The 26,132-nt window shown below is 31.7% G+C and carries 24 protein-coding genes, 1 pseudogene and 3 riboswitches; of the genes and pseudogenes, 23 read left to right on the top strand and 2 right to left on the bottom strand.

Annotated elements, in window-relative coordinates; translation table 11 throughout:
* Nucleotides 1-18 precede the first annotated feature (18 nt).
* The 14 genes from DMR38_RS11535 to DMR38_RS11470 all read left to right on the top strand — a co-directional run bounded on the left by DMR38_RS11535 (nt 19) and on the right by DMR38_RS11470 (nt 15,767).
* Nucleotides 19-2,772: an Ig-like domain-containing protein gene (locus DMR38_RS11535; protein ID WP_127721462.1), complete on the top strand. Its 2,754-nt coding sequence runs from the start codon at nt 19-21 to the stop codon at nt 2,770-2,772.
* Between the two features lie 10 nt (nt 2,773-2,782).
* A complete protein-coding gene (locus DMR38_RS11530) occupies nt 2,783-3,781 on the top strand; it encodes an energy-coupling factor transporter transmembrane component T (RefSeq protein ID WP_243124288.1) in 999 nt (332 codons plus the stop codon).
* The gene (locus tag DMR38_RS11525; protein ID WP_127721461.1) at nt 3,759-5,387 is read left to right on the top strand and encodes an ABC transporter ATP-binding protein; all 1,629 of its coding nucleotides are present in this window, start codon (nt 3,759-3,761) and stop codon (nt 5,385-5,387) included. The genes DMR38_RS11530 and DMR38_RS11525 overlap by 23 nt, the downstream gene beginning before the upstream one ends.
* A complete protein-coding gene (locus DMR38_RS11520; protein WP_127721460.1) occupies nt 5,384-6,070 on the top strand; it encodes an ECF transporter S component in 687 nt (228 codons plus the stop codon). Before DMR38_RS11525 ends, DMR38_RS11520 begins: the two co-directional genes overlap by 4 nt.
* Before the next feature lie 19 nt (nt 6,071-6,089).
* Nucleotides 6,090-6,725: a DUF4430 domain-containing protein gene (locus tag DMR38_RS11515; protein ID WP_175412991.1), complete on the top strand. Its 636-nt coding sequence runs from the start codon at nt 6,090-6,092 to the stop codon at nt 6,723-6,725.
* A 23-nt stretch (nt 6,726-6,748) separates the two neighbouring features.
* Nucleotides 6,749-8,608, top strand: coding sequence for a cell wall-binding repeat-containing protein (locus DMR38_RS11510; protein WP_127721459.1), 1,860 nt, complete (start codon nt 6,749-6,751; stop codon nt 8,606-8,608).
* Nucleotides 8,609-8,700: 92 nt separating this feature from the next.
* Nucleotides 8,701-9,315: a DUF4430 domain-containing protein gene (locus DMR38_RS11505; RefSeq protein WP_243124287.1), complete on the top strand. Its 615-nt coding sequence runs from the start codon at nt 8,701-8,703 to the stop codon at nt 9,313-9,315.
* 22 nt (nt 9,316-9,337) lie between these two features.
* A complete protein-coding gene (locus DMR38_RS11500) occupies nt 9,338-10,102 on the top strand; it encodes an efflux RND transporter periplasmic adaptor subunit (RefSeq protein ID WP_127721457.1) in 765 nt (254 codons plus the stop codon).
* A gap of 18 nt (nt 10,103-10,120) precedes the next feature.
* The gene (locus DMR38_RS11495; protein WP_127721456.1) at nt 10,121-10,828 is read left to right on the top strand and encodes an efflux RND transporter periplasmic adaptor subunit; all 708 of its coding nucleotides are present in this window, start codon (nt 10,121-10,123) and stop codon (nt 10,826-10,828) included.
* Between the two features lie 12 nt (nt 10,829-10,840).
* The gene (locus DMR38_RS11490; RefSeq protein ID WP_127721455.1) at nt 10,841-11,809 is read left to right on the top strand and encodes a TIM barrel protein; all 969 of its coding nucleotides are present in this window, start codon (nt 10,841-10,843) and stop codon (nt 11,807-11,809) included.
* Between the two features lie 171 nt (nt 11,810-11,980).
* A riboswitch (cobalamin riboswitch) is annotated at nt 11,981-12,157 on the top strand.
* Nucleotides 12,158-12,476: 319 nt separating this feature from the next.
* Nucleotides 12,477-12,657, top strand: a riboswitch (cobalamin riboswitch).
* Nucleotides 12,658-12,930: 273 nt separating this feature from the next.
* Nucleotides 12,931-13,773, top strand: a complete 843-nt coding sequence (cbiQ, locus tag DMR38_RS11485) for a cobalt ECF transporter T component CbiQ (RefSeq protein ID WP_127724037.1) — start codon at nt 12,931-12,933, stop codon at nt 13,771-13,773.
* Between the two features lie 12 nt (nt 13,774-13,785).
* Nucleotides 13,786-14,640, top strand: coding sequence for an energy-coupling factor ABC transporter ATP-binding protein (locus tag DMR38_RS11480; RefSeq protein ID WP_127721454.1), 855 nt, complete (start codon nt 13,786-13,788; stop codon nt 14,638-14,640).
* A 39-nt stretch (nt 14,641-14,679) separates the two neighbouring features.
* Nucleotides 14,680-15,432 carry an energy-coupling factor ABC transporter permease gene (locus tag DMR38_RS11475; RefSeq protein WP_127721453.1) on the top strand — a complete coding sequence of 251 codons (753 nt, stop codon included), beginning with the start codon at nt 14,680-14,682 and terminating at the stop codon, nt 15,430-15,432.
* The gene (locus DMR38_RS11470; RefSeq protein ID WP_127721452.1) at nt 15,432-15,767 is read left to right on the top strand and encodes an energy-coupling factor ABC transporter substrate-binding protein; all 336 of its coding nucleotides are present in this window, start codon (nt 15,432-15,434) and stop codon (nt 15,765-15,767) included. The genes DMR38_RS11475 and DMR38_RS11470 overlap by 1 nt, the downstream gene beginning before the upstream one ends.
* A 139-nt stretch (nt 15,768-15,906) precedes the next feature.
* Here the strand turns inward: DMR38_RS11470 and DMR38_RS11465 are convergent, their stop codons facing one another.
* Both DMR38_RS11465 and DMR38_RS22300 read right to left on the bottom strand, forming a co-directional pair.
* Nucleotides 15,907-17,082, bottom strand: a complete 1,176-nt coding sequence (locus DMR38_RS11465) for a phosphoribosylaminoimidazolecarboxamide formyltransferase (RefSeq protein WP_127721451.1) — start codon at nt 17,080-17,082, stop codon at nt 15,907-15,909.
* Nucleotides 17,083-17,134: 52 nt separating this feature from the next.
* Nucleotides 17,135-17,214, bottom strand: a riboswitch (ZMP/ZTP riboswitch).
* Between the two features lie 61 nt (nt 17,215-17,275).
* Nucleotides 17,276-17,392 (bottom strand): annotated as a pseudogene (locus tag DMR38_RS22300) (ABC transporter substrate-binding protein); the annotation flags it as partial.
* 169 nt (nt 17,393-17,561) lie between these two features.
* Here DMR38_RS22300 and DMR38_RS11455 point away from each other — a divergent pair.
* The 9 genes from DMR38_RS11455 to DMR38_RS11415 all read left to right on the top strand — a co-directional run bounded on the left by DMR38_RS11455 (nt 17,562) and on the right by DMR38_RS11415 (nt 26,123).
* Complete coding sequence (locus tag DMR38_RS11455; RefSeq protein ID WP_127721450.1) at nt 17,562-18,035, top strand: HAD family hydrolase; 474 nt, start codon at nt 17,562-17,564, stop codon at nt 18,033-18,035.
* Nucleotides 18,036-18,066: 31 nt separating this feature from the next.
* Nucleotides 18,067-19,749 (top strand): DNA mismatch repair protein MutS, encoded by a 1,683-nt coding sequence (locus DMR38_RS11450; RefSeq protein ID WP_127721449.1) that lies wholly within the window; start codon nt 18,067-18,069, stop codon nt 19,747-19,749.
* 273 nt (nt 19,750-20,022) lie between these two features.
* Complete coding sequence (modA, locus tag DMR38_RS11445) at nt 20,023-20,844, top strand: molybdate ABC transporter substrate-binding protein (RefSeq protein ID WP_127721448.1); 822 nt, start codon at nt 20,023-20,025, stop codon at nt 20,842-20,844.
* A gap of 26 nt (nt 20,845-20,870) precedes the next feature.
* The gene (gene modB, locus DMR38_RS11440) at nt 20,871-21,557 is read left to right on the top strand and encodes a molybdate ABC transporter permease subunit (protein WP_127721447.1); all 687 of its coding nucleotides are present in this window, start codon (nt 20,871-20,873) and stop codon (nt 21,555-21,557) included.
* Between the two features lie 2 nt (nt 21,558-21,559).
* Nucleotides 21,560-22,624, top strand: a complete 1,065-nt coding sequence (locus DMR38_RS11435; protein ID WP_127721446.1) for a sulfate/molybdate ABC transporter ATP-binding protein — start codon at nt 21,560-21,562, stop codon at nt 22,622-22,624.
* Nucleotides 22,625-22,721: 97 nt separating this feature from the next.
* Complete coding sequence (locus DMR38_RS11430; RefSeq protein ID WP_013238864.1) at nt 22,722-22,928, top strand: TOBE domain-containing protein; 207 nt, start codon at nt 22,722-22,724, stop codon at nt 22,926-22,928.
* Between the two features lie 298 nt (nt 22,929-23,226).
* Nucleotides 23,227-23,589: a response regulator gene (locus DMR38_RS11425; RefSeq protein WP_127721445.1), complete on the top strand. Its 363-nt coding sequence runs from the start codon at nt 23,227-23,229 to the stop codon at nt 23,587-23,589.
* Between the two features lie 25 nt (nt 23,590-23,614).
* Nucleotides 23,615-25,603 (top strand): chemotaxis protein CheA, encoded by a 1,989-nt coding sequence (locus DMR38_RS11420; protein ID WP_127721444.1) that lies wholly within the window; start codon nt 23,615-23,617, stop codon nt 25,601-25,603.
* Nucleotides 25,604-25,631: 28 nt separating this feature from the next.
* A complete protein-coding gene (locus DMR38_RS11415) occupies nt 25,632-26,123 on the top strand; it encodes a chemotaxis protein CheW (RefSeq protein WP_127721443.1) in 492 nt (163 codons plus the stop codon).
* Nucleotides 26,124-26,132 lie beyond the last annotated feature (9 nt).

Below are 26,132 nucleotides of genomic sequence, written 5' to 3'. Positions count from 1 at the left end.
TAAAATGTGAGGTGAGATATGAATATGACAAAATTAAAGGGAAAGTTCATGTGCCTTGTAGTATCCCTATTTATGATTGTGGGTATTATAGGCAGTGGCACCGCAAGTGTTTTTGCTGATGGTACTCCAGAAAAAATACATGTATCTCTTATAATTGATGGATATAAAGGAAATATACTGAATGAAACAAATCTAGAGGCTAATAAAGGAGAATCAGTTAAAGATCTGTTGGAAAGAACATTAAAGAACAAGGGAATAAAATTTGCAAATGCTAGTGGAAGTTATGTATCAAGTATAGATGGAGAAACAGAGTTTGATAGACCACAAGGACCGGATAAAGATGGAAACAAGCGTCATAACGATAGTGGATGGAAATACAGTGTAAATGGAGTTTTCCCAGATCATGGGTTAAGTGCAGAATATATCAATATGGATGGTGAAGAAATACACTGGATTTATGTTGTTGGTGCTTGGGATACGGAAGGTTTTAGAGACGTGGATTCAGTTAAACTTGATAAGGAGAGCTTGAACTTAGATGGAGGAGCATCTGACACTCTTACAGCTACGGTTAATCCTTCTGATGCCACTGATAAAGGTATAATATGGAGCAGCAGCGATGAAAAAGTAGCAACAGTTGATAAAACTGGTAAAGTTACGGCTCTTAAGGCAGGTAAAGCAACTATAACTGCAGCTTCTATAGATAATACAAAACATTTTGTAATTAACTATACTCCTCAATTGGCAACTTGTGCTGTGACAGTAACTGGGGATGCACCGTCAGTACCAGTAGCAGGTATTACTCTTGATAAAACAGGAACGGTAGCAGCAGGAAAGACTTTGCAGTTAAACGCATCAGTGCAGCCAGATAATGCAACAGATAAAAATATAAGCTGGACAAGTGATAAAACAGATATAGCAGCAGTAGATAAAAATGGAGTTGTAACAGGAGTAAAAGAAGGAACAGCAACTATAACAGCAACAACAGAAGATGGTCAAAAAACAGCAGCTTGTACTGTAACAGTAAGTGGAAGTGATACACCGTCAGTACCAGTAACAGGTATTACTCTTGATAAAACAGGAACGGTAGCAGCAGGAAAGACTTTGCAGTTAAACGCATCAGTACAGCCAGATAATGCAACAAATAAAAATATAAGCTGGACAAGTGATAAAACAGATATAGCAGCAGTAGATAAAAATGGAGTTGTAACAGGAGTAAAAGAAGGAACAGCAACTATAACAGCAACAACAGAAGATGGCAAAAAAACAGCAGCTTGTACTGTAACAGTAAGTGGAAGTGATACACCGCCAGCACCAGTATCAGTAACAGGTGTTACTCTTGATAAAACAGGAACGGTGATAGTCGGAAAGACTCTGCAGTTAAATGCATCAGTACAGCCAGATAATGCAACAAATAAAAATGTAAGCTGGACAAGTGATAAAACAGATATAGCAGCAGTAGATAAAAATGGAGTTGTGACAGGAGTAAAAGAAGGAACAGCAACTATAACGGCAACAACAGAGGATGGTCAAAAAACAGCAGTTTGTACTGTAACTGTTCAAAGTGATAATAGCAAGGCTTATACAGAAGTTATAACAAATCTTATAAATGGTATAAGTTCAAATAAATCTCAATTAACTGAAAATTTTGGGGATTGGACAGCCTTTGGACTTGAAAGAGCGGGCAAGAGTACAAGTATTCCTAGTAATTACTTAGACTCATTGACTCAAAGAGTTAAAGATCATACAAAAGACGGAGTATTGGATTTGAGACAGACTACTGAATATGAAAGACTTACTTTAGCAGTACTTGCATGTGGAGGAGATCCTCTAAATATAGCAGGACAGAATCTTATAGAAAAAATATATAATAGTGATCGTATGGAAGATCAAGGTATAAATGCCTATGTATTTGGTCTTATAGCAATGGATGCTGGTAATTTTATTGTACCAAGTGGTGCAACATGGACAAGACAGAAGCTTATAGACAGTATTTTGGATTGTAGAACTAAAGATGGAGGATGGTCTTATGGTGGTACTAGTGCAGATCCTGATATGACAGGTATGGCAATTTCAGCTCTGGCACCATATAAATCTCAGAGTAAAGTAAGTGATGCCGTAAATGCAGCGATAGATGCATTGTCAAAGATTCAAGAAGCTGATGGAAGTTATGCATCTTGGAATACAAAAAATAGTGAAAGTTGTTCTCAAACTATAATAGGTCTTTGTGCAAATGGTGTTGATCCTGTTAATGACAGTAGATTTGTAAAAAACGGTAAGAACTTAATGGATGGGTTATTGAGTTTTGCTACAAAGACAAAAGATGGATTTGGACATGATTCTACCTCTTATAATGGTATGGGTACAGATCAAGCACTTGAAGCATTAGATGCTTATAATATGTTTAAGGCAGGAAAAGGATCTTTGTATAGAGGATATAATGTAAATCCTGCTAAAAATATGCCGGTAAAAATAGCACCAGTTACAATTCCAACTTCATTTAAAGTTGGAGATGATGCGGTGGTAAGCGTAAAAGCAGAAAATATATCTTCTGAAGATAGTTCTGCATCATTAATATTGGCACTATATGATAACACTGGAAAATTTGTAGACTATGTTGTTTCAAGTCAGCCTATTAAAAGTGGTGATTCAACTACTTTAACTGACATGATGAAGTTACCAACATCCGGACAATATACATTAAAGGTTTTTGTTTGGGATTCCATGGATGCAATGAATCCTCTTTATGATGGTACAGATATATCTGTAAAATAGAATTATAAAAATGTTAAAGAGTGGCTGGATTTTACAGCCATTCTTTAAGCAGTTAAAGGAAGTGAAGCCCAAAATGACTAATGATAATGAACAAATTAAATTCTTATCTAAAAAGGAGAGTGTCAAACGTTATATAGATTTTAAGCAGTATCATGTACTTACAGTTTCCTTAGTGTTTCTCTCCATGATGATAATTATATTTTCTACAGATAACCCAGTGGTACTTGCTTCCGTATATGTGTTTATTATTCCCATTATAATATTTTGCAAAGAAAAGCACAGATTTAAAACAGGGTTCTATTATTTTATTCCAATTGCTATTTTAATAATAGGAATAAATATGCTTTTTGTAAGTTCAGGAAGTACTACTCTTTTTTATCTTTTTCACAAAAGATTTACGCTAGAAGCTATAATTTATGCGGTAGTTATGTGCTTTAAGTTTTTAGCTATGATATATCTCTTTTTTATACTTGAAATTATGATTGATTCAGATGAAGCGGTTTCGTATTTTTCTTCTATAATGCCTAAATCTACTTTAATGCTTATGATAAGTTTTAAGCTTATTCCAACTATGAAAGATAGATTTAAAAATTTAAAAGAAATTTATGAAATAAGGGGAGTAATATTTAATAAGAAAAAGGCCAAAGAAAAAGCATCAAGCTATGTACCTGTAATGTCAGTGCTTTTGGAAGATTCCATGGAAGGGTCTTTTGATATAGGAGAATCTGCTTATGTTAGAGGATTTTTGAGTGGTCATAGAAGTGTGTATGAGAGACAGGAACTTAAAGTTAGGGATTGGAAAGTAATAGCTTTAAGTATTGCTCTTATGATATTTTTTGGTATATCTCAGTTTAAAAAGTGGGTTGAATTTAATATATATGATGGCGTAAGTAGTGTAAACTTTTTTAATATTGGAATAGCTGTAATTTTTGTTTTTATAGCAATTATTACATTTACAATAATTTTTAATAGTGAGGAGACGAGTTATGTCGTATATAGAAATAAATAATTTAAATTTTACATATCCATTGGAAAAGAAAAGGTCATTAAAAGATATAAATTTGTCCCTTGAAAAAAATGATTTCCTTCTTATAGCAGGAAGATCAGGCTCAGGAAAATCAACGCTTGCTAGAGCTATTATTGGCACAGTACCTAATTTTTATGGGGGAACCATAGGCGGTGAAATAAAAATAGATGGAAAAGATGTAGGAAATATGAGCCATAAGGATAGAGCAGAAAATATAACTATGGTTTTTCAAGATCCTGAAAGGCAGCTTATGATGAATAAAGTACATAGAGAAATAGCTTTTGGACTTGAAAATGTAGGTGCAGATGAAGATGTTATAAAGAGGAGAGTTTATGAGGCACTTCAATTTACTGGAATACTTCATTTAGCTAATAGAGATGTAACTTCCCTATCTGGAGGAGAAAAGCAAAAAGTAGCAGTGGCTTCTGCACTTGTATATATGCCAAGATGTATAATTTTGGATGAGCCTACTTCACAGCTTGATCCATCATCTGCAGAAGAAATGCTTAATTTGGTTAAAAAAATAAACGAAGAACTTGGAATAACGGTTATAGTTATAGAACAAAGAGTAAATAGATGGTTTGATACTGTAGATTCTATAGCTATTATGAATGATGGAAAATTAAAATTGTTTGATGATAAAAAGGATTTTTATTATAACTGTGATGAAAGGCAGTTTATGTTTATGCCAGATTATCTTAAATTTTTTAAAAAAAATAATTTTAAAAGTATGCCTAAAGATTTCAAAGATGCCCGGGTAAAAATTTTAAATACTGACTTCAGTTTGAAAAATGAAGAAAAGGCAGCTGACAAAGAAACAAATGAATCCGTTATATTATTTACAAAAAAATTAAATTGTAAATATGATAATAAGGAAGTATTAGAAAATTTAAATTTTGAGATAAAAAATGGAGAATTCATAAGTATAATGGGAGCTAATGGTGCAGGAAAGAGTACTCTTTTAAAATGCATAATGGGACTTAAGGATTATGAAGGCACAATAAAGCTTTATGATAAAAATGTAAAAAAAATGAATATAAGAGAAGTGGCACATCACGTAGGATATGTATCCCAAAATCCAAATGACTATTTATCAAAAGATAGTGTTTACGAAGAGATTAAATTCACTATGGATAATTATGGCATATATGATGAAGATACAATTGAAAATGTGTTAAGGGAACTTGAAATATATGAATTGAGAGAGAAGAACCCTAGAGATTTAAGCGGTGGTCAGCGTCAGAGAGTAGCAATAGCAAGTATACTTGTTTTACGTCCTGAAATAATTTTATTAGATGAACCTACACGAGGACTTGAAGGTGAGCTTAAGGATAAGTTAGGGAAATTGCTTCAGAATTTAAATGAAAAGGGTACTACTATTATACTTGTAACCCATGATACGGATTTTGCCAGCAAATTTTGTAGAAGGTATATGATTATGTTTAATGGAAGTATTGTAGCAGATGGTAGTAAGGAAAAAGTGCTTGGAGATGGAATATTTTATACCACATCAATTAATAAACTGCTTAGAGATAAAGATAAAAATATATTTACATTAGAAGATGCACTTAGAAGGTGTGTAGTATGAAGAAATTAATAATTATAATTACTGCTATTATAATTGTAGTGCTTATGGCACTTACAGTAAAAAGTGATTTTCAAACTGGTGTTTCATCTATGTGTATGATAGGTGTATTTGTTATATTATTTATGAGTTATTTTTATTTTGAAAAGAGCAATGCAGGTACGAAGGAAATAGCTATTATAGCTACATTAAGTGCTTTTGCTACTGTTGGAAGGATAGCTTTTGCTCCCATACCAAATGTAAAGCCTGTTACGTTTCTTGTTGCATTGACCGGTTTTGTATTTGGACCTTACGAAGGATTTTTGGTTGGGAGTACTACAGCATTTTTGTCAAATATATTTTTTGGGCAGGGGCCATGGACCCCATGGCAAATGTTTTCTTGGGGACTTGTAGGAATTATAGCAGGCTTTTGGGGCAAAAGAGGAAAAAAGGTATCTGCCTTTAAATTTTCAGTAGTGTGTTTCTTATTTGGATTTATGTTTGATTGGATTATGGATCTCCAATATGTAATTGGATTTATAAAACCGTTAAATTTTTGGACGTTTATAGGAGGATATGTATCTGGACTGACTTTTGATGTACTTCATGGAGGGAGTTCCTTTATATTTTCAATAATATTTTATGGCAGTTTTTTGCCTGTATTTCAACGTTATAAGAGAAAGCTTATTATAAGTTATATAAAATAATATAAGGAGGACATAAATTATGAATATAAAGGGCAGCAAAAAAAAATATGCTGTAGCAATAGTGGCCTTTATCATCTTTGTAGGACTATTTATTTTAGGACTTAAGGCAAATAAAATATACTCAAATGTTATTACAAATAAACAAATAGCCTCACAAAAAGAGCAAGCAAAATCCACTAATAAAATTAATAAAGATACTAAATCTAAAAATTCAACTAATCCTTCTACTGTTACTTCAGATGGTATCGTAAAAGTTACAGCTAAAGATCCTAAGAGTAAGTGCACTTTTCAAATTATTGATACAGTCCATGGAAATAAAATGATACTTGCAAAAGATGTGGATAGTAGTATGGAAGGACAAAATGTAGGATATATAACAGAAAGAATTTTAGATAATGCCAAAATAAATTATAGGTGTACTGGTTCTGTATCTACAATATATTTTGCAGCTATAAATGGACTTGAAGAGAAAAAAGCAGGAAAACTTTCTGGATGGTGCTACTATATGAGGAAAAAAGGCGACAATGCATTTCATAAACCTAATGTAGGAAGTGGACAATGGACATGGCACAGTGGCGATGTAATAGTTTGGAGGTATCTTGCAGATGGAATTCACGATGGTTATGAAGGTGATTGGGGGAAAAGTAGTTTTTAATAAATAATTTTGGAGGGAAAAATATGAAAAAAGTTGTTAGTAAATTAGTTGTATTTTTGTGTACATTAAGTGTTGCAATGTCTGGTTTTGAAGTAACTACAATGGCAGATGCTTCAAAAGATTCTACCAGTGGAACTATAGTTAAGGATAGAATCTATGGAAGTAATAGAATTGAAACGTCACTTAAAATAAGTCAAAATGGATGGCCGAATGGTGCTAATACAGTTGTTCTAGCACAAGGGTATGGTTATGCAGATGCTCTTTGTGCAGCACCTCTTGCTAAGAAGCTTAATGCACCAATAATTCTTTCAGGACAGAATGCATTAAGTGATAACATTATGAGTGAAATAAAAAGACTTAAAGCAACTCAGGTATTTTTAATTGGAGGAGCAGCTTCGTTATCTGAAAATATAGTAGCTCAATTAAAAAGTCTTGGAATAAGTGATATACAAAGACTTGGAGGAACAAATAGATATGAAACTTCAGTGAAGATAGCCCAAAAAGTTGGTAATGCAGATAGTATTGTAGTTGCCTCAGGAAATGGTTATGCGGATAGTCTTTCTATAGCGCCTATAGCTGCAAGTAAAGGTATGCCAATACTTTTGTCTGGAAGTGATAATCTTTCAAGTGAAGTAAGTAATTATATAAAAAATAACAATGTAAAAAAGACTTATGTAGTGGGTGGAACTGCTTCTATAGGAGACAGTGTAAAAAGTGTATTGCCAAATGCAGAGAGATTAGGAGGGGCTACAAGATTTGAAACAAATCTTGCTATACTTAAGAATTTTAAATCAGATCTTAAGTTTAGTCATGTATATATAGCAGAAGGAGATGGACCTAGTGGAAATGAATTTGCAGATGCACTTTCAGGTTCAGCTCTTGCAGCACAAAAATCTGCACCTATGGTACTGGTTTATAAAAGTGTTGCTGCCAATACTTCAAATTTTATAAAATCTAATATGTCAGGTAATGTAGTGCTTACAGCTTTAGGAAGTACTGCAGTAGTGCCGGACTCAATTTTGGACGAGCTTGAAGGAATATCTAAGGGAACTTCTTCAACTGTAGATGCTGCTTTGGATTCAGCTATAAATAAAATACTTTCAGAAGGAGTGGAAGGTGAGTGGCAAGCTTTAGGAGTGTCAGAATATGGTAAAACAGTTCCAGAAAGCTATTTGACTAATCTTAAAAAGAATTATAAATCAATGCTACATCAACCTACAGACTATGAAAGAATTACCCTGGCACTTATGGCTATAGGACAAGATCCTACAAATTTTGATGGGTTTAATTTTATAGAGAAAATTTATAATAATAAGGAATTGGCAGATCAAGGTATAAACGCTTATGTATTTGCACTTATAGCACTTGATTCTGGAAACTTTACTATACCATCAAATGCTGTAAACAGTAGGCCTAGTTTAGTTAAAGAAATATTAGCTGAAAGAACAATTGATGGTGGGTGGTCTTATGGAGGTGTTACTGCAGATCCTGATATGACAGCTATGGCGCTTATATCTCTTGCACCTTATACTAATGAACCAGATGTAAAATCTGCAGTAGATAAAGCTTTTGATAAACTTTCTTCTCTTCAGCAGATTAGTGATGGAGGATATTCATCTTGGGGTACAGCTAACAGTGAAAGTGCTTCTCAAGTTGTAATAGCTCTTTGTGCAAATGGTATAGATCCAACAAGTAAGGCATTTACTAAAAATGGGAAAACACCTATAGACTCAATTTTAAGTTATGAAGTTGAAGGCGGTGGATTCTGTCATGTAAAAGGAACAGGCTATAATGGAATGGCAACAGAACAAGCGGTTCAAGCACTTGAAGCGTATAGAATGTTTAAGGGGCAATCAGGAAAATGCATATATAGATTCAAGTAAATTGCTTTATACTATTTATTTAGCCAGGGACAGTGGATTCCCTGGCAGATATTTTTATTAGGTCTAGGATAATAATAAAATATATTAAGGGGATGATAGATGTGGATAAAAAGAAAAAGTATATTATAGCTGCAGTGGCTTTTGTTATTTGTGCAATTATGTTTACATTTGCTATAAAGGCTGAAAGGCTTTATAGTGAGAGCCTTATGAATAAGCAATCAACTTCTCAAGAAATAGGTAATAAATCTTCATCAAGTTCTGACAATAAGCAAAAAAGTAACAAAGATTCAAGTAGTAAAAATTCTAATGAAAAGATAACTGTTAAACAAGGAGATCCAGAAGAAAATAATTCCTTTCAATTTATTGATACAGTACATAGAAATAATGTATTTTTAAGAAAAGATGTAAATAATATGGATGGACAAACAGTAGGGTATATAACGGAAAAACTTTTAGATGAGGCTAAGATAAATTATAAGTGTACCGGATCTGTTTCCACTATATACTTTGCAGCTATAAATGGTCTTTATGAAAAAAAAGCAGGAAGACTATCTGGTTGGTGCTATTATGTTAGAAAAAAAGGTCAAAACAAATTTGTGAAACCAAATGTTGGCAGTGGACAGTGGATATATCATACTGGGGATATAGTAGTTTGGAAATACCTTCAAGATGGCATACATGATGGTTACTCAGACAATTGGAAATAATATAATTTGTGGGAGGCTCCAAATGAAAAAATCTATTTTATTTTGTTTAATTTTAGTGATAGGTTTAAGTGGGTGTAGTACTATTAAAAGTACAAAAGACATTAAATCTTCTAGTATAAGTGTGATAAATAAGCAGGATGTTTTTATAATGGCGGGTAAAATTACTACAGATAATAGTGTAGATGTAACGTCCAATATTTCTGGAAGAGTTTCAGAAATATCAACTGAATTAGGTAAAAAAGTAAGTTCAGGAGATATGATTATAAAATTAGATACTTCTGATCTCCAAAGCAGAGTTGATCAAGCTCAATCAGCTGTAAGTACGGCGCAGTCAAATTTAAATAATGCACAAAAAAATCCTTTAAATACAGCAGATGTTAGCCAATATCAGTCTCAATTGATTCAAGCTCAGGCAGAATTAAAGAATTCCCAAACTTCTTTAAAAGATGCTACTATTACAGCTCCTATCTCAGGTATGGTAAGTTCTAAAAATGTGAATGTAGGGGATATGGTTATTCCAGGGAAAAAACTTATTTCTATAGTAGATAATAGTAAGTTGTACGTAAATGCATATGTGCCGACAAATATTTTAAACCAGATTCAAGTTGGACAAAGTGTAAATGTAAAAGTGCCTGATCTATCCGAAGAAGATGAATTTAAGGGGAAAATAGCTGTTATAAATTCAAAGGTGGATACCCAAAGCTCAAATGTACTTGTGAAAATAACTTTTGATAGTAAAAATAAGGGCTTAAAACCAGGTATGTTTGCAGAAGTTGGATTGAAATAATGAAAAAGGTGGGTTAATATGAAACTTGGTATAGTCATTAATACAGTTAAAAATCGTAAAAAATTAGTTATAGGAATATTAGCAGCAGTTTTAATAATGTTTATTGGTTGGGTTTCCTATTATGTATATGAACACGTGTATTATGTATTTACTGATGATGCAAAGGTTACTGCAGATGTGATTAAAGTAGGTTCACAAATTCAAGGAAAAGTACTACAATTTAATGTAAACGAAGGAGATTTAGTTAGCAAAGATGAAATATTGGCACGTCAGGATATGGATAATCTCCCGGATTCTAGCATAGACCAGTCTTTGATAAAATCACCTATTGACGGTATTGTTGTAAAAAAAGAAGCAAATGCGGGGGAAGTTTTATCTCCAGGAAAAACTACAGCACTTTTAGCAGATTCTGAAAATTTTTATGTTACTGCCAAGATAGACGAAACAAAAATAAGAAGATTAAAGGTTGGACAACCTGTTCAAATAACTATAGATGAATATGGTTCACAAAAATTTCAAGGAAAAATAAAATCTATAGGTGAAATGACAGAAGATGCGATAAATCCCACAGCATATTCAACTGACGGAAAGCATAACAGAAAAGTTGAAAAAATACCTGTAAAAATTGTATTTAACAATTCTAAAAAATTAAAAAGTCAGCTTACATTGGGTACCAATGCCTCTGTAAAAATTTGTGTAGTAAACGAAAATACTAAAAGTAAATAGGAGATGTAAAAAATGCTAAAGTTAATGAATTTATCTACATATAATTATGATGTTGAAAGATTTCATTGTAATAAAAGTAATATCATAAACTTTTTAAAAAAACATAAAATGAATGGTATTGAGCTTTTACATCCCATAGGGTTAGATGAAAATATTATTCCATGTAATCTTGTTAAAGGTGTCCATTTAAAGTATTATCCTACATGGCTAGATTTTTGGAATAATAATACACAGGAACTTTTAAAACAATTCAGAAGTTTGGACGTTGTTGAAAAATATTATGGTGGTACTAATAGGGAGGTTATGATAGAGCATTATAGAAAAGAGATTAGAATGGCCGATAAGATCGGTGCAGAATATGCCGTTCTTCATGTGGCTCACGTACAAGAAAGGCATGTTTTCAATTATGATTTTACGTATACTGATGAAGAAATTATAGATGCTGCTAGCAATCTAATAAATGAAGTTTTTAAAGGTATGGATACAAACATAAAATTACTATTTGAAAATGAGTGGTGGCCTGGATTTACCATGTTAAGTTATGAAAATGCATATAGGTTATTAGATAAAGTTAATTATTCAAATAAAGGATTTGTATTAGATACATCACATTTAATGAATACAAATTTACATCTTAAAAATGAAAAGCAGGGAATTGAATATATAATGAATATTGTAAAAAATTTAGGGGAATTGAAAAAATTAATAAAGGGTATACATCTTAATTGTTCATTATCAGGTGAATACGTAATGGAAAAAATAAATAGCACAAGGGAAAAAGAGTTTACGTTACCTCCAATGAGTGAAGAAATGTATATGCATGTTTTCAATATAGACAGCCATAAGCCCTTTACAGATACTTGTGTAAAAAAGTTACTGGATTTTATAAAACCTGAATATCTTGTCTATGAGCTTGTTGCAAGTTCTATTGGAGAGTTAGAGCAATATATCGATGCTCAAGATGCAGCATGTTTACTATAATAGCACATTAAAGATTATACTTGACATAAAAGAGAAATTGTGAGAAAATCAATATAGATGTTTTTATTTGTTTAAATAGTATTTGGAATATTACAGAATTTTTTTATAATTAAAATATTTAATGCATTTTACTTGACAAATGAATGATGTAAGTATATAATGTAAACATAATCAAATAATAAAGTATGTGGTTTACGTAGGTAATTAAAAGGGAAAATGGTGAAATTCCATCACAGCCCCCGCTACTGTATTGGGTGACGATTTTAAATTTCCACTGGAGTATTCTGGGAAGGAATTAAAGAGGATGATCCTATAGTCAGGAGACCTGCCTGTACTTTTGAAATGATCTTTCGGAGGGAAAGATTAATGCATTGGTAATTTTTTAGGCTATGCTGTTATAAAATGGATGTAGCTATATAATGTGTTAATTAGGGACTTCTAAAAGAAGTCCCTTTTTATATATTGGTGTTAACTTAAACATATCTAATCCCTTTAATGCTGCTGTTGCAATGGTGTGCAACAGCAGTTTTTTTAATCTATTCAAATAGAAAAATCCCAATATATTGAGATAATAAATTTGAAAAACTCAAATTCTCTGAAAATTATACGAAATATTTGACAATAATATATATAATATGTATAATATAAATGTATTTTGAATATTAATTAAATATTGATATTTTAAGGTGCTTCAATTATGAAGAGAATAGGGAAAAAGGTCAGAAACCTTTACAGCCACCGTTACTGTGAGTAGGGATGAAATCTAGTGAACACTGGCATATGCTGGGAAGTTTAGAGAGTAAATTGATCTACGAGTCAGGAGACCTGCCTTAGAATAATTAACGACAGCTTCGGTAGGAAGTGTGTAGTAATATTTGTTTACATAATAGTTATATGTTTTATTGCTGATTTTTATCAATAAATACTGCTAACATTATGTAAGTTTAATGGTATGCTATATTAGCCTGCAGGTTGCTGCAGGCTTTATTTGATTACAAATTTTTAAATTAATCAAGCTAAAAGAAAATTGGAGTGTTCTACGAAAAGTTTAAAGGAGGTGTAAAATGAGCAAAATTGTTATTTTAGGTATCGCATTTTTGATGTTCGTATTTTTCTTGAAAATGGGAAAAGGGCATGGCAACACTTATGAGAATAGTACACATCATCATCATAGAATGGGGCATAAACATGGCGAAGGATTTTCAATTGATTTTTATGCTTATAACTCTAAAATTAGGCATTGGAATCCTAGCTTTAAGGTATGTGTTTCTGTTTTGATATTGGTTCTTTGTATTGTATTGGACAATCCATATGTATCTGCTGTGGTGATTATTGCGATGGCCTATATAACTATTGAAAAGGGAGAACTTCCAGCACATGAATACTTGTCAGTAATGACTATTCCGATAGTATTTATTCTTCTTGGGACTTTTACTATTGCTATTGATTTTTCAACACACCCTATAGGGCAGTATAATCTGTGTCTTGGTTTCTGCTATGTATTTACTTCCCAGGTAAGTATTAAGAAAGCTGTGTTTTTAATTCTAAAGGTTTTCGCAGCTGTCAGTGCACTGCAAATGATGGCACTATCAACTCCATCATCTGAGATTATATGTGTGCTTAGAAAGGTACATGTTCCAAAGCTTATTGTAGAACTGATGAATATCATTTATCGTTATATTTTTATTTTAATGGATGTGTATTCTAAAATGAAAAACTCTGCAGAGTCCCGTCAGGGATACTGTGATTTTAAAACTTCCTGTTATACATTTGGAAACATTGGAAGCAATATGCTGGTTACTTCATTGAAAAAAGCAAGCTCTTACTATGATGCTATGGAAGCTAGATGTTATGATGGAGAGCTTATATTTTATGAAGAAGATAAAAAAGTAGAAACAATACAAATTGTCACAGCAGTAGTATTCATAATTTTTTTAGTTTTACTCTGGGGCTTTACAAAATAGAGAGGAGCTATTATGGGAAAAACAATATTAAAGGTTGAGAATTTGTACTATACCTATGGCAATGGAAAGCCTGCATTAAATGGAATAAATGTGGATATCCATGAAGGTGAGAAGATTGCTGTTATTGGATCCAATGGATCTGGCAAATCTACATTTTTCTTAAATATTAATGGCGTATTTACACCAGAACATGGAAAAATTATTTATCGTGATACGGTAGTTAATAAAAAAAACTTAAAAGAACTCAGAAAAAATATTGGAATTGTATTCCAGGATGCGGATAATCAAATTATTGCATCTACGGTTATGGCGGAAGTTGGATTTGGCCCCATGAATTTAAAGCTCCCAAAGGAAGAAGTAAAAAAGAGGATTGAAGAGGCTCTGGCATATATGAATATTTCTGACTTCAAAGATCGACCTCCTCATTATTTGAGCGGCGGTGAAAAGAAACGTGTAACCATTGCAGATATTATTGCTATGAAATCAGAAATTGTTATTTTTGATGAACCTACGGCAGCACTGGACCCTTTAAATGCTATGATGTTAGAAGAAGTTTTAGCAAAACTTTCATTAGAAGGAAAGACCATGCTTATTTCTACTCATGATGTAGATTTTGTATACAGATGGGCCGAAAGAGCTATTGTATTCTGTGATGGTAAAATTATTGCAGATGGAACACCATTAGAAATTTTTAAAAATAGGTCAATTTTAAAGCAGGCGAATTTAAAACAGCCAACTATGCTGGAGGTTTATGAGCTGCTTGTAAAAAAACATTTGATGCAAGATACGAAAACTTATCCGAAGAGCACAGAAGAATTAAAGAAAATACTTGAAAAGCAGACATCTTTTCTAGGTGTGTTAACTTAGATTATCATAAATTAAAAACAACATAAGGGGGAAAGTAAAATGGATCAAAAAGAAAAGAAAATTATTACTATAGCAGCAGCTTTTGCGTTAATTTTTGGAGTAACTCCAGTAGCAAATGCAATGCACATCATGGAAGGATATCTTCCACCAAAATTTTGTATTATGTGGGGTGCTATTTCCTTACCATTCTTAATAGCAGGTTACTTGTCAATTAAGAAAACATTATCTAAAAACCGTAAGTCCATGACCATTATTGCTATGGCAGGTGCATTTATTTTCGTACTCTCATCTTTAAAAATTCCATCAGTAACAGGAAGTTGTTCACATATGACTGGTACAGGACTTGCTGCAATTTTATTTGGACCAACCGCAGTAGCTATACTAGGTATCATTTGTCTGATTTTCCAGGCAATTCTACTTGCTCATGGAGGACTTACTACTCTTGGTGCTAATACTTTTTCTATGGCTATTGCGGGTCCACTAGTTTCTTATGGAATCTATAAATTATGCCAGAAGATGAAAGTTAATAAAAATGTAGGTATTTTTTTGGCAGCGTCAATTGGTGATGTATTCACTTATTGTGTAACCAGTTTTCAGCTTGCACTTGCATATCCTTCTCAAAATGGTGGTGTTCTAGCATCTGTATTTAAGTTCCTTGGAGTATTTGCACCAACACAAGGTCCACTGGCAATTATAGAAGGTATTCTTACTGTTGTTATAATTATAGGACTTGAAACATATGCAAAATCTGAATTGACAGGCATTGGATTTTTAAAGAGAGGTGAAAACTAATGACAAATACAAAAAAGAAGGTTACTATTTTATTAGTTATCGCTGTATTGATTGCTTCTATACCATTATTTACATTAAGAGGTGCTAAATTTGAGGGTTCAGATGATGCAGGAAGCGCAACTGTTTCACAGATTACAGGTAAAGAGTATCATCCGTGGGCTACACCTGTCATGGAACAATGGATTGGAGGAGAATTACCAGGAGAAGTTGAAAGCTTTTTATTCTGTGTACAAACAGGTATAGGAGTTGGTGTTGTAGCATTTTTAATGGGAAGATTTGTAGAAAGAAAAAAAATAGAAAATGAACAAATGGGGAATAAAGAAATAAAGAAATAAAGGTCAAGTAATATTTTAAATTAATAGTTAAGAATGAAGAATTAATAGTTAATGTAAATTTTTCCCGTTACACTACAAAAAATCTTTCGCTATTAATTCTTTATTATTAATTCTTAACTTGTGAAAGTTGAGTCTATGATTAATGGTGGAATAATCTCAAATTTGAAAATGCCATTACCATATCATAGTTGTTACAAGCTTTTATTACAATGTCATCTCTTATAGAACCACCTGGCTGGACAATATACTTTACACCGCTTTTAGAGGCTCTGTCTATATTATCTCTAAATGGGAAAAACGCGTCAGATCCTAAAGATACGCCTTGAAGTTTTGAAAGCCAATCCTTTTTTTCATCTAAAGTAAGTCTTTTAGGAATTTCAGTAAATACATCTTTCCATCCCATAGTTTCCTCAGGAGTTATGTCATCGCGGAGATACTGGTCTATTACATTATCCATTTCAGGTCTTTTAAGCCCTTCTTTAAAAGGCAGGGACAGTACCTTAGGATGTTGTCTTAAAAACCATATATCTGCCTTTGATGCAGCAAGTCTTGTACAGTGAACTCTTGACTGCTGGCCTGCTCCAACTCCAATTACTTGACCGTCTACTGCGAAACAAACTGAGTTAGATTGTGTGTATTTTAGGGTGATCATTGAAATTAGAAGATCTCTTTTAGCACTTTCTGGCATATTCTTATTATCTGTTACTATGTTTTTTAAAAGATTCTCTGTTATAACTGCGTCATCCCTTTTTTGTTCAAAAGTTACTCCAAATATCTCTCTTTTTTCCATTCCTTCTGGTTCATAATTTGGATCAATTTGAATTATACAGTAGTTCCCTTTTTTCTTTGTCTTTAAAAGTTCTAATGCTTCTTTGCTGTAGGATGGGGCAATTATTCCATCTGAAACCGATGCTTTAAGTATTTTAGCAGCAGATAAGTCAACTTCATCACTTATAGCTGCAAAATCTCCGTAGGAGGACATCCTATCTGCTCCTCTTGCCCTTGAATAAGCAACAGCTGCAGGGGAGAGTTCCATATCTGAAACTGCATATGCCTTTTTTAATATATCATTTAGAGGCACTGCAACTGCAGCACCTGCAGGACTTACATGCTTAAAAGAAGCAGCACTACAAAGTCCTGTGGCATTTCTAAGTTCCTTTACAAGTTGCCAGGAATTAAAAGCGTCCATAAGATTGATATATCCGGGTCTTCCATTCAATATTTTAAAGGGAAGAGAGCCTTTTTTTATATAAACTCTTGCAGGTTTTTGGTGTGGGTTGCACCCATATTTAAGTACAAATTCATTCATTTCCATTTATAAAATACCTCCATTTTAAATTTAAGCATAAAAAACCTGGGTAAATTATATAATTTACCCAGGCGGTCGATATCTTTTTAATCATGCTCCCTATGGTAAACTCCATTTCCGCCAGTTACATGATTATTTTATGCAATTTATTAAATTATATTATATTGAAAATGACATGTCAAACAAATTGTTGGAAAATTTATTTTAAGCTGTTATAAATCACTTGTAAATTATATTTCATGCTTTGAATGTAATTTTTATTATCTTCATTTCCTTCTATTGTATATATTTTTTCTGTTTTTGCTCCTACTTCTTGCATATATAATATTACTAGTTGAAAAGGAATTTGTCAATAAATACTAGAAACTTAGAAATCTGTTTATTTTTAGGAGTGTGATAGCAAAGTTAACATTGACAAGTTATGTTTGAATAGTTTACAGTAAAATTAAATAATTTGTAAAATGTTATAAAGGGGATAATTAAAAATGATAATATTTAATATACCCGGGAGAAGGAATATTACCATAAAAAATGTTATTTTTGATTTTAATGGTACTCTTGGACAAGATGGGATTTTAATTGACTCTGTGGGGGATAAATTAAAGGAGTTAGCAGGCAAAGATGTTAATATTTATATTATTACGGCAGATACTTATGGAACTGTAAAAAGGCAGTGCCAGGGTCTTCCAGTTAAAGTTAAAGTATTTAATAAAGAAGATTCATCTAAAGATAAAAAGTATATGGTTGAAAAGCTGGGATGTGATGTTACTGCATCTGTTGGCAATGGAAGAAATGATCTGGAAATGTTTAAAAATAGTATTATATCTATTTGTGTTATTGGGAGAGAAGGATGCTTTACTAAATCTTTGATAGAATCTGACATAGCAGTTACAAATATTTTAGATGCTATAGATTTATTGTTAAACAATGATAGAATTAGAGCTACACTTAGAACATAAGCGAAAGTAAAAAATAAAAGGAGGAAGACATATGTGGGTTGTACTCGGATATATAGCTGCTATTATATTAGTAAGCATATTAATATCAGTATTTTCAAATATTAAGTCAAATAATGAAATTAGGAGAAGAATAGAAAATGATTGGGGTGCAGAGGATGAAGAAAAATATACGGAAGATGACTTAAAGAGTACAGCTGAATACTTTAATAATAGAAAAGAAGTGGAAAAAGAAACAGTTTTTATTGATGAAATTACCTGGAAAGATCTTGATATGGATAGTATTTTTAAAAAAATAAATAATACAGAAAGTAGTCCAGGAGAACAGTATTTATATAATATGCTAAGAGAACCTATATACGATGAGGGGAAACTTAAACATAGAGATGAATTAATAAAATTTTTTCAAAATAATAGTAAGAATAGAAAAAGCATACAATATATTCTGGCAAAATTAGGGAAAAATAGGTCTTGTTTTATAACTGATTACTTTTACAATAGAGATAATAAGAGAAAGTCATTACTGCTTTACTATAGAATTTTGTCCTTAATCCCTTTTGTAGGTGTAGGATTAATATTTTTGAATCCATATATTGGACTCGCTACCGTCATATTGTCCTTTTCCTATAATATATTTGTATATTATAAAGAAAAAAATAGGATAAAGCATAAATTTGAATCCTTTATGTACATACTTAAAATAGTAAAATATGCTGGAGATATTTTGAAAGAAGATATAAAAGAGTTTAAAGATTACAATGAAAAATTAAGGGAATCTCTTAAAAAGCTAAGATCTATAAAAAGACTTTCTTTTGCTTCAAGAAATAATGGTACAGATGTAGGTATAATAGCTGAGTATACTAGCATGTTTTTACTTACGGATTTAATTAATTATGAAAAAATGTCAAATGCTCTTATGGAAAGAAGCAGTGAGTTTAAAGTAATATTTGAAGTAATTGGAACTATAGATAGCTGTATGTCTATTGCAGCTTATAGGGAAAGAATAAAAAATTATGTTACGCCAGAGCTTATTAAATGCAGAAGAAAGCAGGAAAATGTGAATGTGTTTAAAGATATAAGGCATCCCCTTATGGAAAAATCTGTGCCAAACTCCATAGAGATTTCAGATTCCATCTTAATTACAGGGTCCAATGCATCAGGTAAATCAACTTTTTTAAAAACAGTAGCTATAAATATTATTTTAGCTGAGACAATATATACCTGCCTTGCTTCAGAATTTAAATGCTGTTATTTCAAAATATATACATCTATGGCTTTGAAAGACGATATATTTAGCAATGAAAGCTATTATATAGTAGAAACTAAATCTTTAAAGAGAATTATAGATAATTTAAATGAGGATATACCTACTATATGTTTTGTAGATGAAATTTTACGAGGAACCAATACTGTAGAAAGAATTTCAGCTTCTTCTCAAGTGCTAAAATATTTAACTTTAAATAATTGTATATGCATTGCAGCTACCCATGATGTGGAACTTACTCATATACTTGAAAGATATTTTGAGAATTATCATTTTCAAGAAAGTATTGAAAATAATGAGATAAAGTTTGATTATAGAATCCATGAAGGAAGGGCTACCACTCAAAATGCAATAAAACTTTTAGGTATTTTAGGATATAATGATGCTATTGTAAAAAAGGCGCAGGATAAGGCAAACAGATTTTTAACTGAAGGTATATGGGAAGTAGAATAATTTCAATATTATATATAATTATAATAGTGAGCATTCAATTTACAATTGAATGCTTTTTGTATGCATTAATGCTTTTATGTTAAGTATTATTATAACGTTTTTATGATAATGTTTACAAATGGGTTGAACAATTGCTTAATTAGATGATATAATAACTATATCATAATAAAACACTATATTATGAAATAAAATGTTTTCTTATATAACTATATATAATGTTATGTTATGATTTGTTGAAAAATAATATAAGTCTTAAACACTGGGGGTATTTTAATGAAAAAACTAAAAAAAAGTTTAGTACTTATTCTGGTTTTAATTGTCACAACTATGGCAGCAGGTTGCGGCGGTAGTCAGAGCTCAAGTGAGAAAAAATCAGATTCCTCTGCAAAACAGGAGAAGGCAGTGACTTTAACTGTATCTGCTGCTGCAAGTTTAAAGGATTCTATGAATGAAATCAAACAGCTATATGCAAAAGATCATCCGAATGTTACTATTACATACAATTTTGGATCATCAGGAACTCTTCAACAGCAAATTGAACAGGGTGCACCAGCAGACGTATTTCTTTCTGCATCAACAAAACAGATGAATGCATTAAAGGATAAAAATTTATTAGTAAATGATACTATAGCTGATCTTTTAAAAAATGATGTAGTACTTATAGTACCTAAAAATTCATCTTCTAATGTTAAGAGCTTTAACGACTTAGCAAGTGATAAGGTCAAAAAAATAGCTCTTGGAGAATTTAAGAGTGTGCCAGCAGGACAATATGCCCAGCAAATACTTACGAATTTAAAGCTAATGGATAAGGTTCAGCCAAAGGCTATTTTTGGTAAAGATGTAAAAGAAGTTTTGACCTGGGTTGAAACAGGAAATGCAGATGCAGGTATTGTTTATAAGACAGATGCATTAATATCAAAGAAAGTAAACATTGTAGCTACGGCACCTGAAGACTCTCATAAGGCTGTAATATATCCAGCAGCTATAATTAAAGCTAGCAAAAATCCTACTCAAGCTAAAGATTTTCTTAAATTTTTATCAAGTGATAAAGCTAAAGCTGTATTTCAAAAATATGGATTTAAGCTTGGCAAATAATTTATTGTAATGGAGAGGATAAGTTTATGAATTTTGATGCTTCGCCTGTATGGATTTCGTTAAAGACTACCTTTACGGCTACATTTATAACTTTTTTTATAGGAATTGCAGTAGCTTATTTAATGGCAAATTATAATGGAAAGTTAAGAAATGTTTTGGATACTATACTTACCCTCCCACTTGTTCTGCCACCTACGGTGGCAGGATTCTTTCTACTCCTTATATTTGGAATAAATAGCCCTATAGGCAAATTACTTTCTAGAATTGGAATCAATATAATTTTTTCTTGGCCTGCTACAGTAATAGCAGCAGCTGTTGTAGCTTTTCCTCTTATGTATAAAACTACAAAGGCAGCTTTTGAGCAGATAGATAGAAATATTGTAAGTGCAGCAAGAACATTAGGAGTTTCTGAATGGAAAGTGTTTTGGAAAGTTGTACTGCCTCTTGCCTGGCCAGGTATAGGGGCAGCTACAGTTCTTTCCTTTGCAAGAGCTCTTGGAGAATTTGGAGCTACTTTAATGATAGCAGGTAATATACCTAACAAAACGGAAACTATTCCTATAGCTATTTATTTTGCAGCTGAAAATGGAGAGATGGATAAGGCTCTTATGTGGGTACTGTTAATAGTTGCAATCTCAACTATAGTCATTTTACTTATGAATTATTGGAATGACTATCAACAGAAAAATATATACGGTGTTAGGAGAAATTAAAAATGGGACTGTATGTAGATATTGAAAAGAAGTTACCAGGGTTTAGTTTAAAAGTAAAATTCAACAGTGAAAAAAATATAGTAGGACTTTTAGGAGCTTCGGGATCTGGTAAAAGCATGACACTTAAGTTTATTGCTGGATTAGATACGCCTGATAGGGGAAAAATAGTATTAAATGAAAAAGTACTATATGATTCTGATAAAAAAATAAATATTCCAAGTAGAAAACGAAAAGTGGGTTTCCTATTTCAAAATTATGCTCTGTTTCCCAATATGAATGTAGGGCAAAACATAGGGTTTGGATTGCAGGACATGGATAAAGACAAGAAAAATAGAATAATTTCTGAAAAAATAAATATGATGAACCTTAAAGGATTGGAGGGAAGATTCCCAAGTCAGCTTTCAGGAGGACAGCAGCAGAGGGTTGCTATTGCCAGAGCCCTTGCAATAGAGCCTGAGATACTTCTATTAGATGAACCTTTCTCTGCATTAGATACTCATCTGAGAAGTAAAATGGAAGAACAACTTATAAATATATTGTCTAGCTATAATGGACATACGGTATTTGTGTCCCATAATAGAGATGAGATATATCGTATTTGTAAAAATATAGCGGTAATTAATAAAGGTAAAGTAGAGGCTTTTGGTGATAGAGATTACATATTTAAAAATCCACCTACCATTTCAGCAGCACAGCTTACAGGATGTAAAAATATATCTAAAGTTGAAGTAATAGATGAACATACTATAGAAGCTGTAGATTGGGGATGTACTCTTAAAGTTAAGTATAAAATTGAAGGTAAGGTATCCTACATGGGAATTAGAGCACATTACGTGGAATTAGCAGATGGTAATAAAAGTGAAAACACATTTAAATGCTGTGTAAATCATATAAATGAAAGTCCTTTTACTGTTTCAATTTATTTGGACTGTATAGATGAGAAACCGTATACTAGGACTAAAAGTTTACTGTGGGAAATTCCAAAGGAAAATTGGGTTGCACTGAAAAAAATTAGCCAGCCCTGGAATATGTATATAGACAAAGACAATTTCTTTTTGATTGAATAAGAGCCACAAGATAGGGGTAAACTACAACTATCTTGTGGCTTTTATTTTGTTTAAATTAAAAACACTACAAAATATATTAAAAGGAAGGTAATTTAATATGAAAATCAGTGCAAGAAACCAGTTAAAAGGAAAAGTTTCTGAAATTAAAGAAGGAGCTGTAAATGGTGAGGTTATAGTAGACTTAGGAAATGGAACAACTATATGTTCAATTATTACAATGGAATCTATTAAAAATTTAGGAATTAAAGTTGGTTCTGAAGTTACAGCACTTGTTAAAGCTTCTTCAGTAATTATTATGGCTTAAGGTATTTTTAAAGAAATAATCAGATTATTTACTAAATTAGCAAGAAATGTTTATTGCATGACTTGCTAATTTTTTTATGTATTTCCATTTAGAAATGTAACTTCCTGTATTGTTATATACGATGAATTGTATAAGAATAATGTAAACTTTAATACATTTATATTTTTTATAATAAAAAAACAAAAAATAAAGGAAAATGGATATAGATGTAGAATTTATAAACAAATGAAGATAATATAGAAAAATATAATTAATAATTAAATCGACTTCAAAATTTAATTATAAGGGGGATAAATTTATGTCAAAAGTACTTATTGTTGATGATGCATCTTTTATGAGAATATCGCTAAAGACTATGCTGTCTAAAAATGGATTTGAGGTTGTTGGAGAAGCTAAAGATGGAGTTTCGGCGATTACTAAATATAAGCAATACAATCCTGATATTGTAACAATGGATATTACAATGCCTGATATGGATGGAATTGAGGCGCTTAAAAAGATCAAAGAGTATGATAATAAAGCTAAGGTTGTTATGATAACCGCAATGGGACAAGAAGTTATGGTTAAAAGGGCAATAGTTAGTGGCGCCAGGTCATTTATTGTTAAACCCTTTAAAGAAGATCAATTGGTTAAAGCACTTAATAAAGTATTATCAGTCTAAATAATAAAACTGGGGGTGGTAAATTGTGTCAGATAAAAGCTCAGATGATGTCATACTTGAATCCTATATATTTGAAACATCCCAGCTTATTGATCAACTTGAAACATTGATATTGGAAAATGAAAGTGGAAATTGCTATTCGGAAGAAACTATCAATGAGATATTTCGCATTATGCATACAATTAAAGGATCTTCCGCTATGATGTCCTATGAATATATTTCAAAGTTGGCTCACTCTATAGAAGATTTGTTTTATTTTCTCAGAGAAGAGAAACCTAAAGATGTAGATTATGAAAGTTTATCGGATTTGATTTTAAAATGTGTGGATTTTATAAAAGTGGAACTTGAAAAAATAAAAAATGGAGATAAAGTTGATGGCAGCTGTGATTCTATAATAGATAATAATAAGAATTTCCTTACAAAATTAAAAGATAGGAACTTTAAGGAGGATGTTAATAAGGAAAATGCGGGTGAGGCCAAATCAGCTATTAATGTATATGAGGCAGTTGTATTTTTTGAAGATGACTGTGAAATGGAAAACTTAAGGGCTTATACCGTAGTGGAAACTTTGAGAGAGTTTTCAGAAGAGATTAACTATATACCTAAGGATATAATGGAAAATGATGATACCTGTAAAACAATACATGAGAGCGGTTTTAAAGTATTCATAAAATCCAGTAAGTCTTATGATGAGCTTTCTGAAATTTTAAATCAGACAGTTTTTTTGAAAACCTTTAAACTTGAAAAACTGGAAAATGATGAACAGTTTCAGCAATCTACTAAATCTAATCAGAGAACAAACCTGTGTGTTGAAAATACGAAGGATAAATCAATAATTACACAAGATTTTATAAATGTAAAAGTGGACAAGCTAGATAAGTTGATGTATTTAGTAGAGGAAATGGTTATTGCTGAAGCTATGGTTACTCAAAATCCTGATTTGAGAGGAATGAAACTGAGTAATTTTGAAAAATCATCAAGGCAGCTTCATAAAATTACAAGTGAACTTCAGGATGTGATAATGTCTGTAAGGATGGTGCCTATATCTATAGTATTTCACAAAATGAATCGTATAGTTCGGGATATGAGTAAAAAGTTAAAAAAGCAAGTTCACTTAAAATTAATTGGAGAGGATACTGAAGTAGATAAAAATATAATTGAACATATATCAGATCCACTTATGCATTTGGTACGTAATTCTATTGATCACGGAATAGAATCAATAGAAGATAGAAAATGTTTTGAAAAAAGTGAAACTGGAACGGTTACTTTAGAAGCAAAAAATGAAGGAAATGACATTGTTATAATTGTAAAAGACGATGGTAGGGGATTAGATAAGAAAAGTATATTAGAAAAAGCTGTTTCAAATGGGATACTTAAGAAAAATCCAGAGGAAATGAGTGACAAAGAAATCTATAATTTAATCTTTATTCCTGGCTTTTCTACCAATGAAAATGTTACAGAATTTAGCGGAAGAGGGGTTGGTATGGATGTAGTAGTTAAAAATATTCAAAATGTAGGTGGATCAGTTTCAATAGACAGTTTGGAGAATAGAGGATCTATTACAACTATGAAAATACCTCGAACCCTTGCAATTATAGATGGTATGAATATAAAGGTAGGAAATTCATACTATACTATTCCTATTACATCTATAAAAGAACTTTTTAGTGTGGAAAAAAATAATGTAATTTCTAATATTAATGATGATGAAATGATAATGGTAAGAGGTGAGTGCTATCCTATTTTGCGTATACACAAATTATATAATATAACTACTAATATTGAAAATTTAGAAGATGGAATAATTATTATGGTAGAAAAAGACAATAGGGGACTGTGTATATTTGCAGATGAATTGATTGGACAGCAGCAGGTTGTAGTAAAGTGTTTACCTAATTATATAAAAAAAATAAAAAATATAGATGGACTTTCAGGGTGTACTCTTCTTGGAGATGGGAGTATTAGTTTAATACTTGATGTAGGTGAACTTGTAAATATGCTTGTCAAATAGATGCTTACAGTGAAAGGATGATGTAAATATGTCGGAAGTTGTAATAGATGATAGCTTAATGGAAGAAGAAGATACGCAAAAGAATAAATATCTTACTTTTACTCTTGAGAATGAATTTTATGGTATAGAAATTAAATATGTTATTGAAATAATAGGAATCCAGCCTATAAGTGAAATACCTGAACTTCCTGAATACATAAAGGGAATTATAAATTTGAGAGGCAAAATAATACCTGTAATGGATGTTAGGTTAAGATTTAAAAAGGAAGCAATGGAATATAACGACAGAACATGCATTATTGTAATCCAGATTGAAGATATTTCTGTAGGACTTATTGTAGATGGTGTCTCTGAGGTGATAGATATACCTGATTGTGAGATTGTAGACCCTCCAGAAATCAGCAAAATCAAAAATAAGTTTATAAAGGGTATAGGGAAAATTCAAAATAATGTAAAACTACTTTTAGATTGTGACAAGTTATTAAATCACGAGGACGCAGACAGTTTAAGTAATATTTAATATCAAAGG

The sequence above is a fragment of the Clostridium sp. AWRP genome (assembly GCF_004006395.2).
Lineage (GTDB): Bacteria > Bacillota > Clostridia > Clostridiales > Clostridiaceae > Clostridium_B.
Note: the sequence above shows the minus strand (reverse complement) of the source record. Positions and strands in the feature narration are given on the sequence as shown.

Coding starts and splice junctions, on each gene's coding strand:
- cbiQ (WP_127724037.1), top strand. CDS start 12,931: ATGGGAAAAGGGCATGGCAACACTTATGAGAATAGTACACATCATCAT.
- DMR38_RS11510 (WP_127721459.1), top strand. CDS start 6,749: ATGAAAAAAGTTGTTAGTAAATTAGTTGTATTTTTGTGTACATTAAGT.
- modA (WP_127721448.1), top strand. CDS start 20,023: ATGAAAAAACTAAAAAAAAGTTTAGTACTTATTCTGGTTTTAATTGTC.
- DMR38_RS11455 (WP_127721450.1), top strand. CDS start 17,562: ATGATAATATTTAATATACCCGGGAGAAGGAATATTACCATAAAAAAT.
- DMR38_RS11530 (WP_243124288.1), top strand. CDS start 2,783: ATGTTAAAGAGTGGCTGGATTTTACAGCCATTCTTTAAGCAGTTAAAG.
- DMR38_RS11435 (WP_127721446.1), top strand. CDS start 21,560: ATGGGACTGTATGTAGATATTGAAAAGAAGTTACCAGGGTTTAGTTTA.
- DMR38_RS11480 (WP_127721454.1), top strand. CDS start 13,786: ATGGGAAAAACAATATTAAAGGTTGAGAATTTGTACTATACCTATGGC.
- DMR38_RS11525 (WP_127721461.1), top strand. CDS start 3,759: ATGTCGTATATAGAAATAAATAATTTAAATTTTACATATCCATTGGAA.
- DMR38_RS11520 (WP_127721460.1), top strand. CDS start 5,384: ATGAAGAAATTAATAATTATAATTACTGCTATTATAATTGTAGTGCTT.
- DMR38_RS11430 (WP_013238864.1), top strand. CDS start 22,722: ATGAAAATCAGTGCAAGAAACCAGTTAAAAGGAAAAGTTTCTGAAATT.
- DMR38_RS11450 (WP_127721449.1), top strand. CDS start 18,067: ATGTGGGTTGTACTCGGATATATAGCTGCTATTATATTAGTAAGCATA.
- DMR38_RS11515 (WP_175412991.1), top strand. CDS start 6,090: ATGAATATAAAGGGCAGCAAAAAAAAATATGCTGTAGCAATAGTGGCC.
- DMR38_RS11470 (WP_127721452.1), top strand. CDS start 15,432: ATGACAAATACAAAAAAGAAGGTTACTATTTTATTAGTTATCGCTGTA.
- modB (WP_127721447.1), top strand. CDS start 20,871: ATGAATTTTGATGCTTCGCCTGTATGGATTTCGTTAAAGACTACCTTT.
- DMR38_RS11505 (WP_243124287.1), top strand. CDS start 8,701: ATGATAGATGTGGATAAAAAGAAAAAGTATATTATAGCTGCAGTGGCT.
- DMR38_RS11500 (WP_127721457.1), top strand. CDS start 9,338: ATGAAAAAATCTATTTTATTTTGTTTAATTTTAGTGATAGGTTTAAGT.
- DMR38_RS11475 (WP_127721453.1), top strand. CDS start 14,680: ATGGATCAAAAAGAAAAGAAAATTATTACTATAGCAGCAGCTTTTGCG.
- DMR38_RS11535 (WP_127721462.1), top strand. CDS start 19: ATGAATATGACAAAATTAAAGGGAAAGTTCATGTGCCTTGTAGTATCC.
- DMR38_RS11425 (WP_127721445.1), top strand. CDS start 23,227: ATGTCAAAAGTACTTATTGTTGATGATGCATCTTTTATGAGAATATCG.
- DMR38_RS11465 (WP_127721451.1), bottom strand. CDS start 17,082: ATGGAAATGAATGAATTTGTACTTAAATATGGGTGCAACCCACACCAA.
- DMR38_RS11495 (WP_127721456.1), top strand. CDS start 10,121: ATGAAACTTGGTATAGTCATTAATACAGTTAAAAATCGTAAAAAATTA.
- DMR38_RS11490 (WP_127721455.1), top strand. CDS start 10,841: ATGCTAAAGTTAATGAATTTATCTACATATAATTATGATGTTGAAAGA.
- DMR38_RS11415 (WP_127721443.1), top strand. CDS start 25,632: ATGTCGGAAGTTGTAATAGATGATAGCTTAATGGAAGAAGAAGATACG.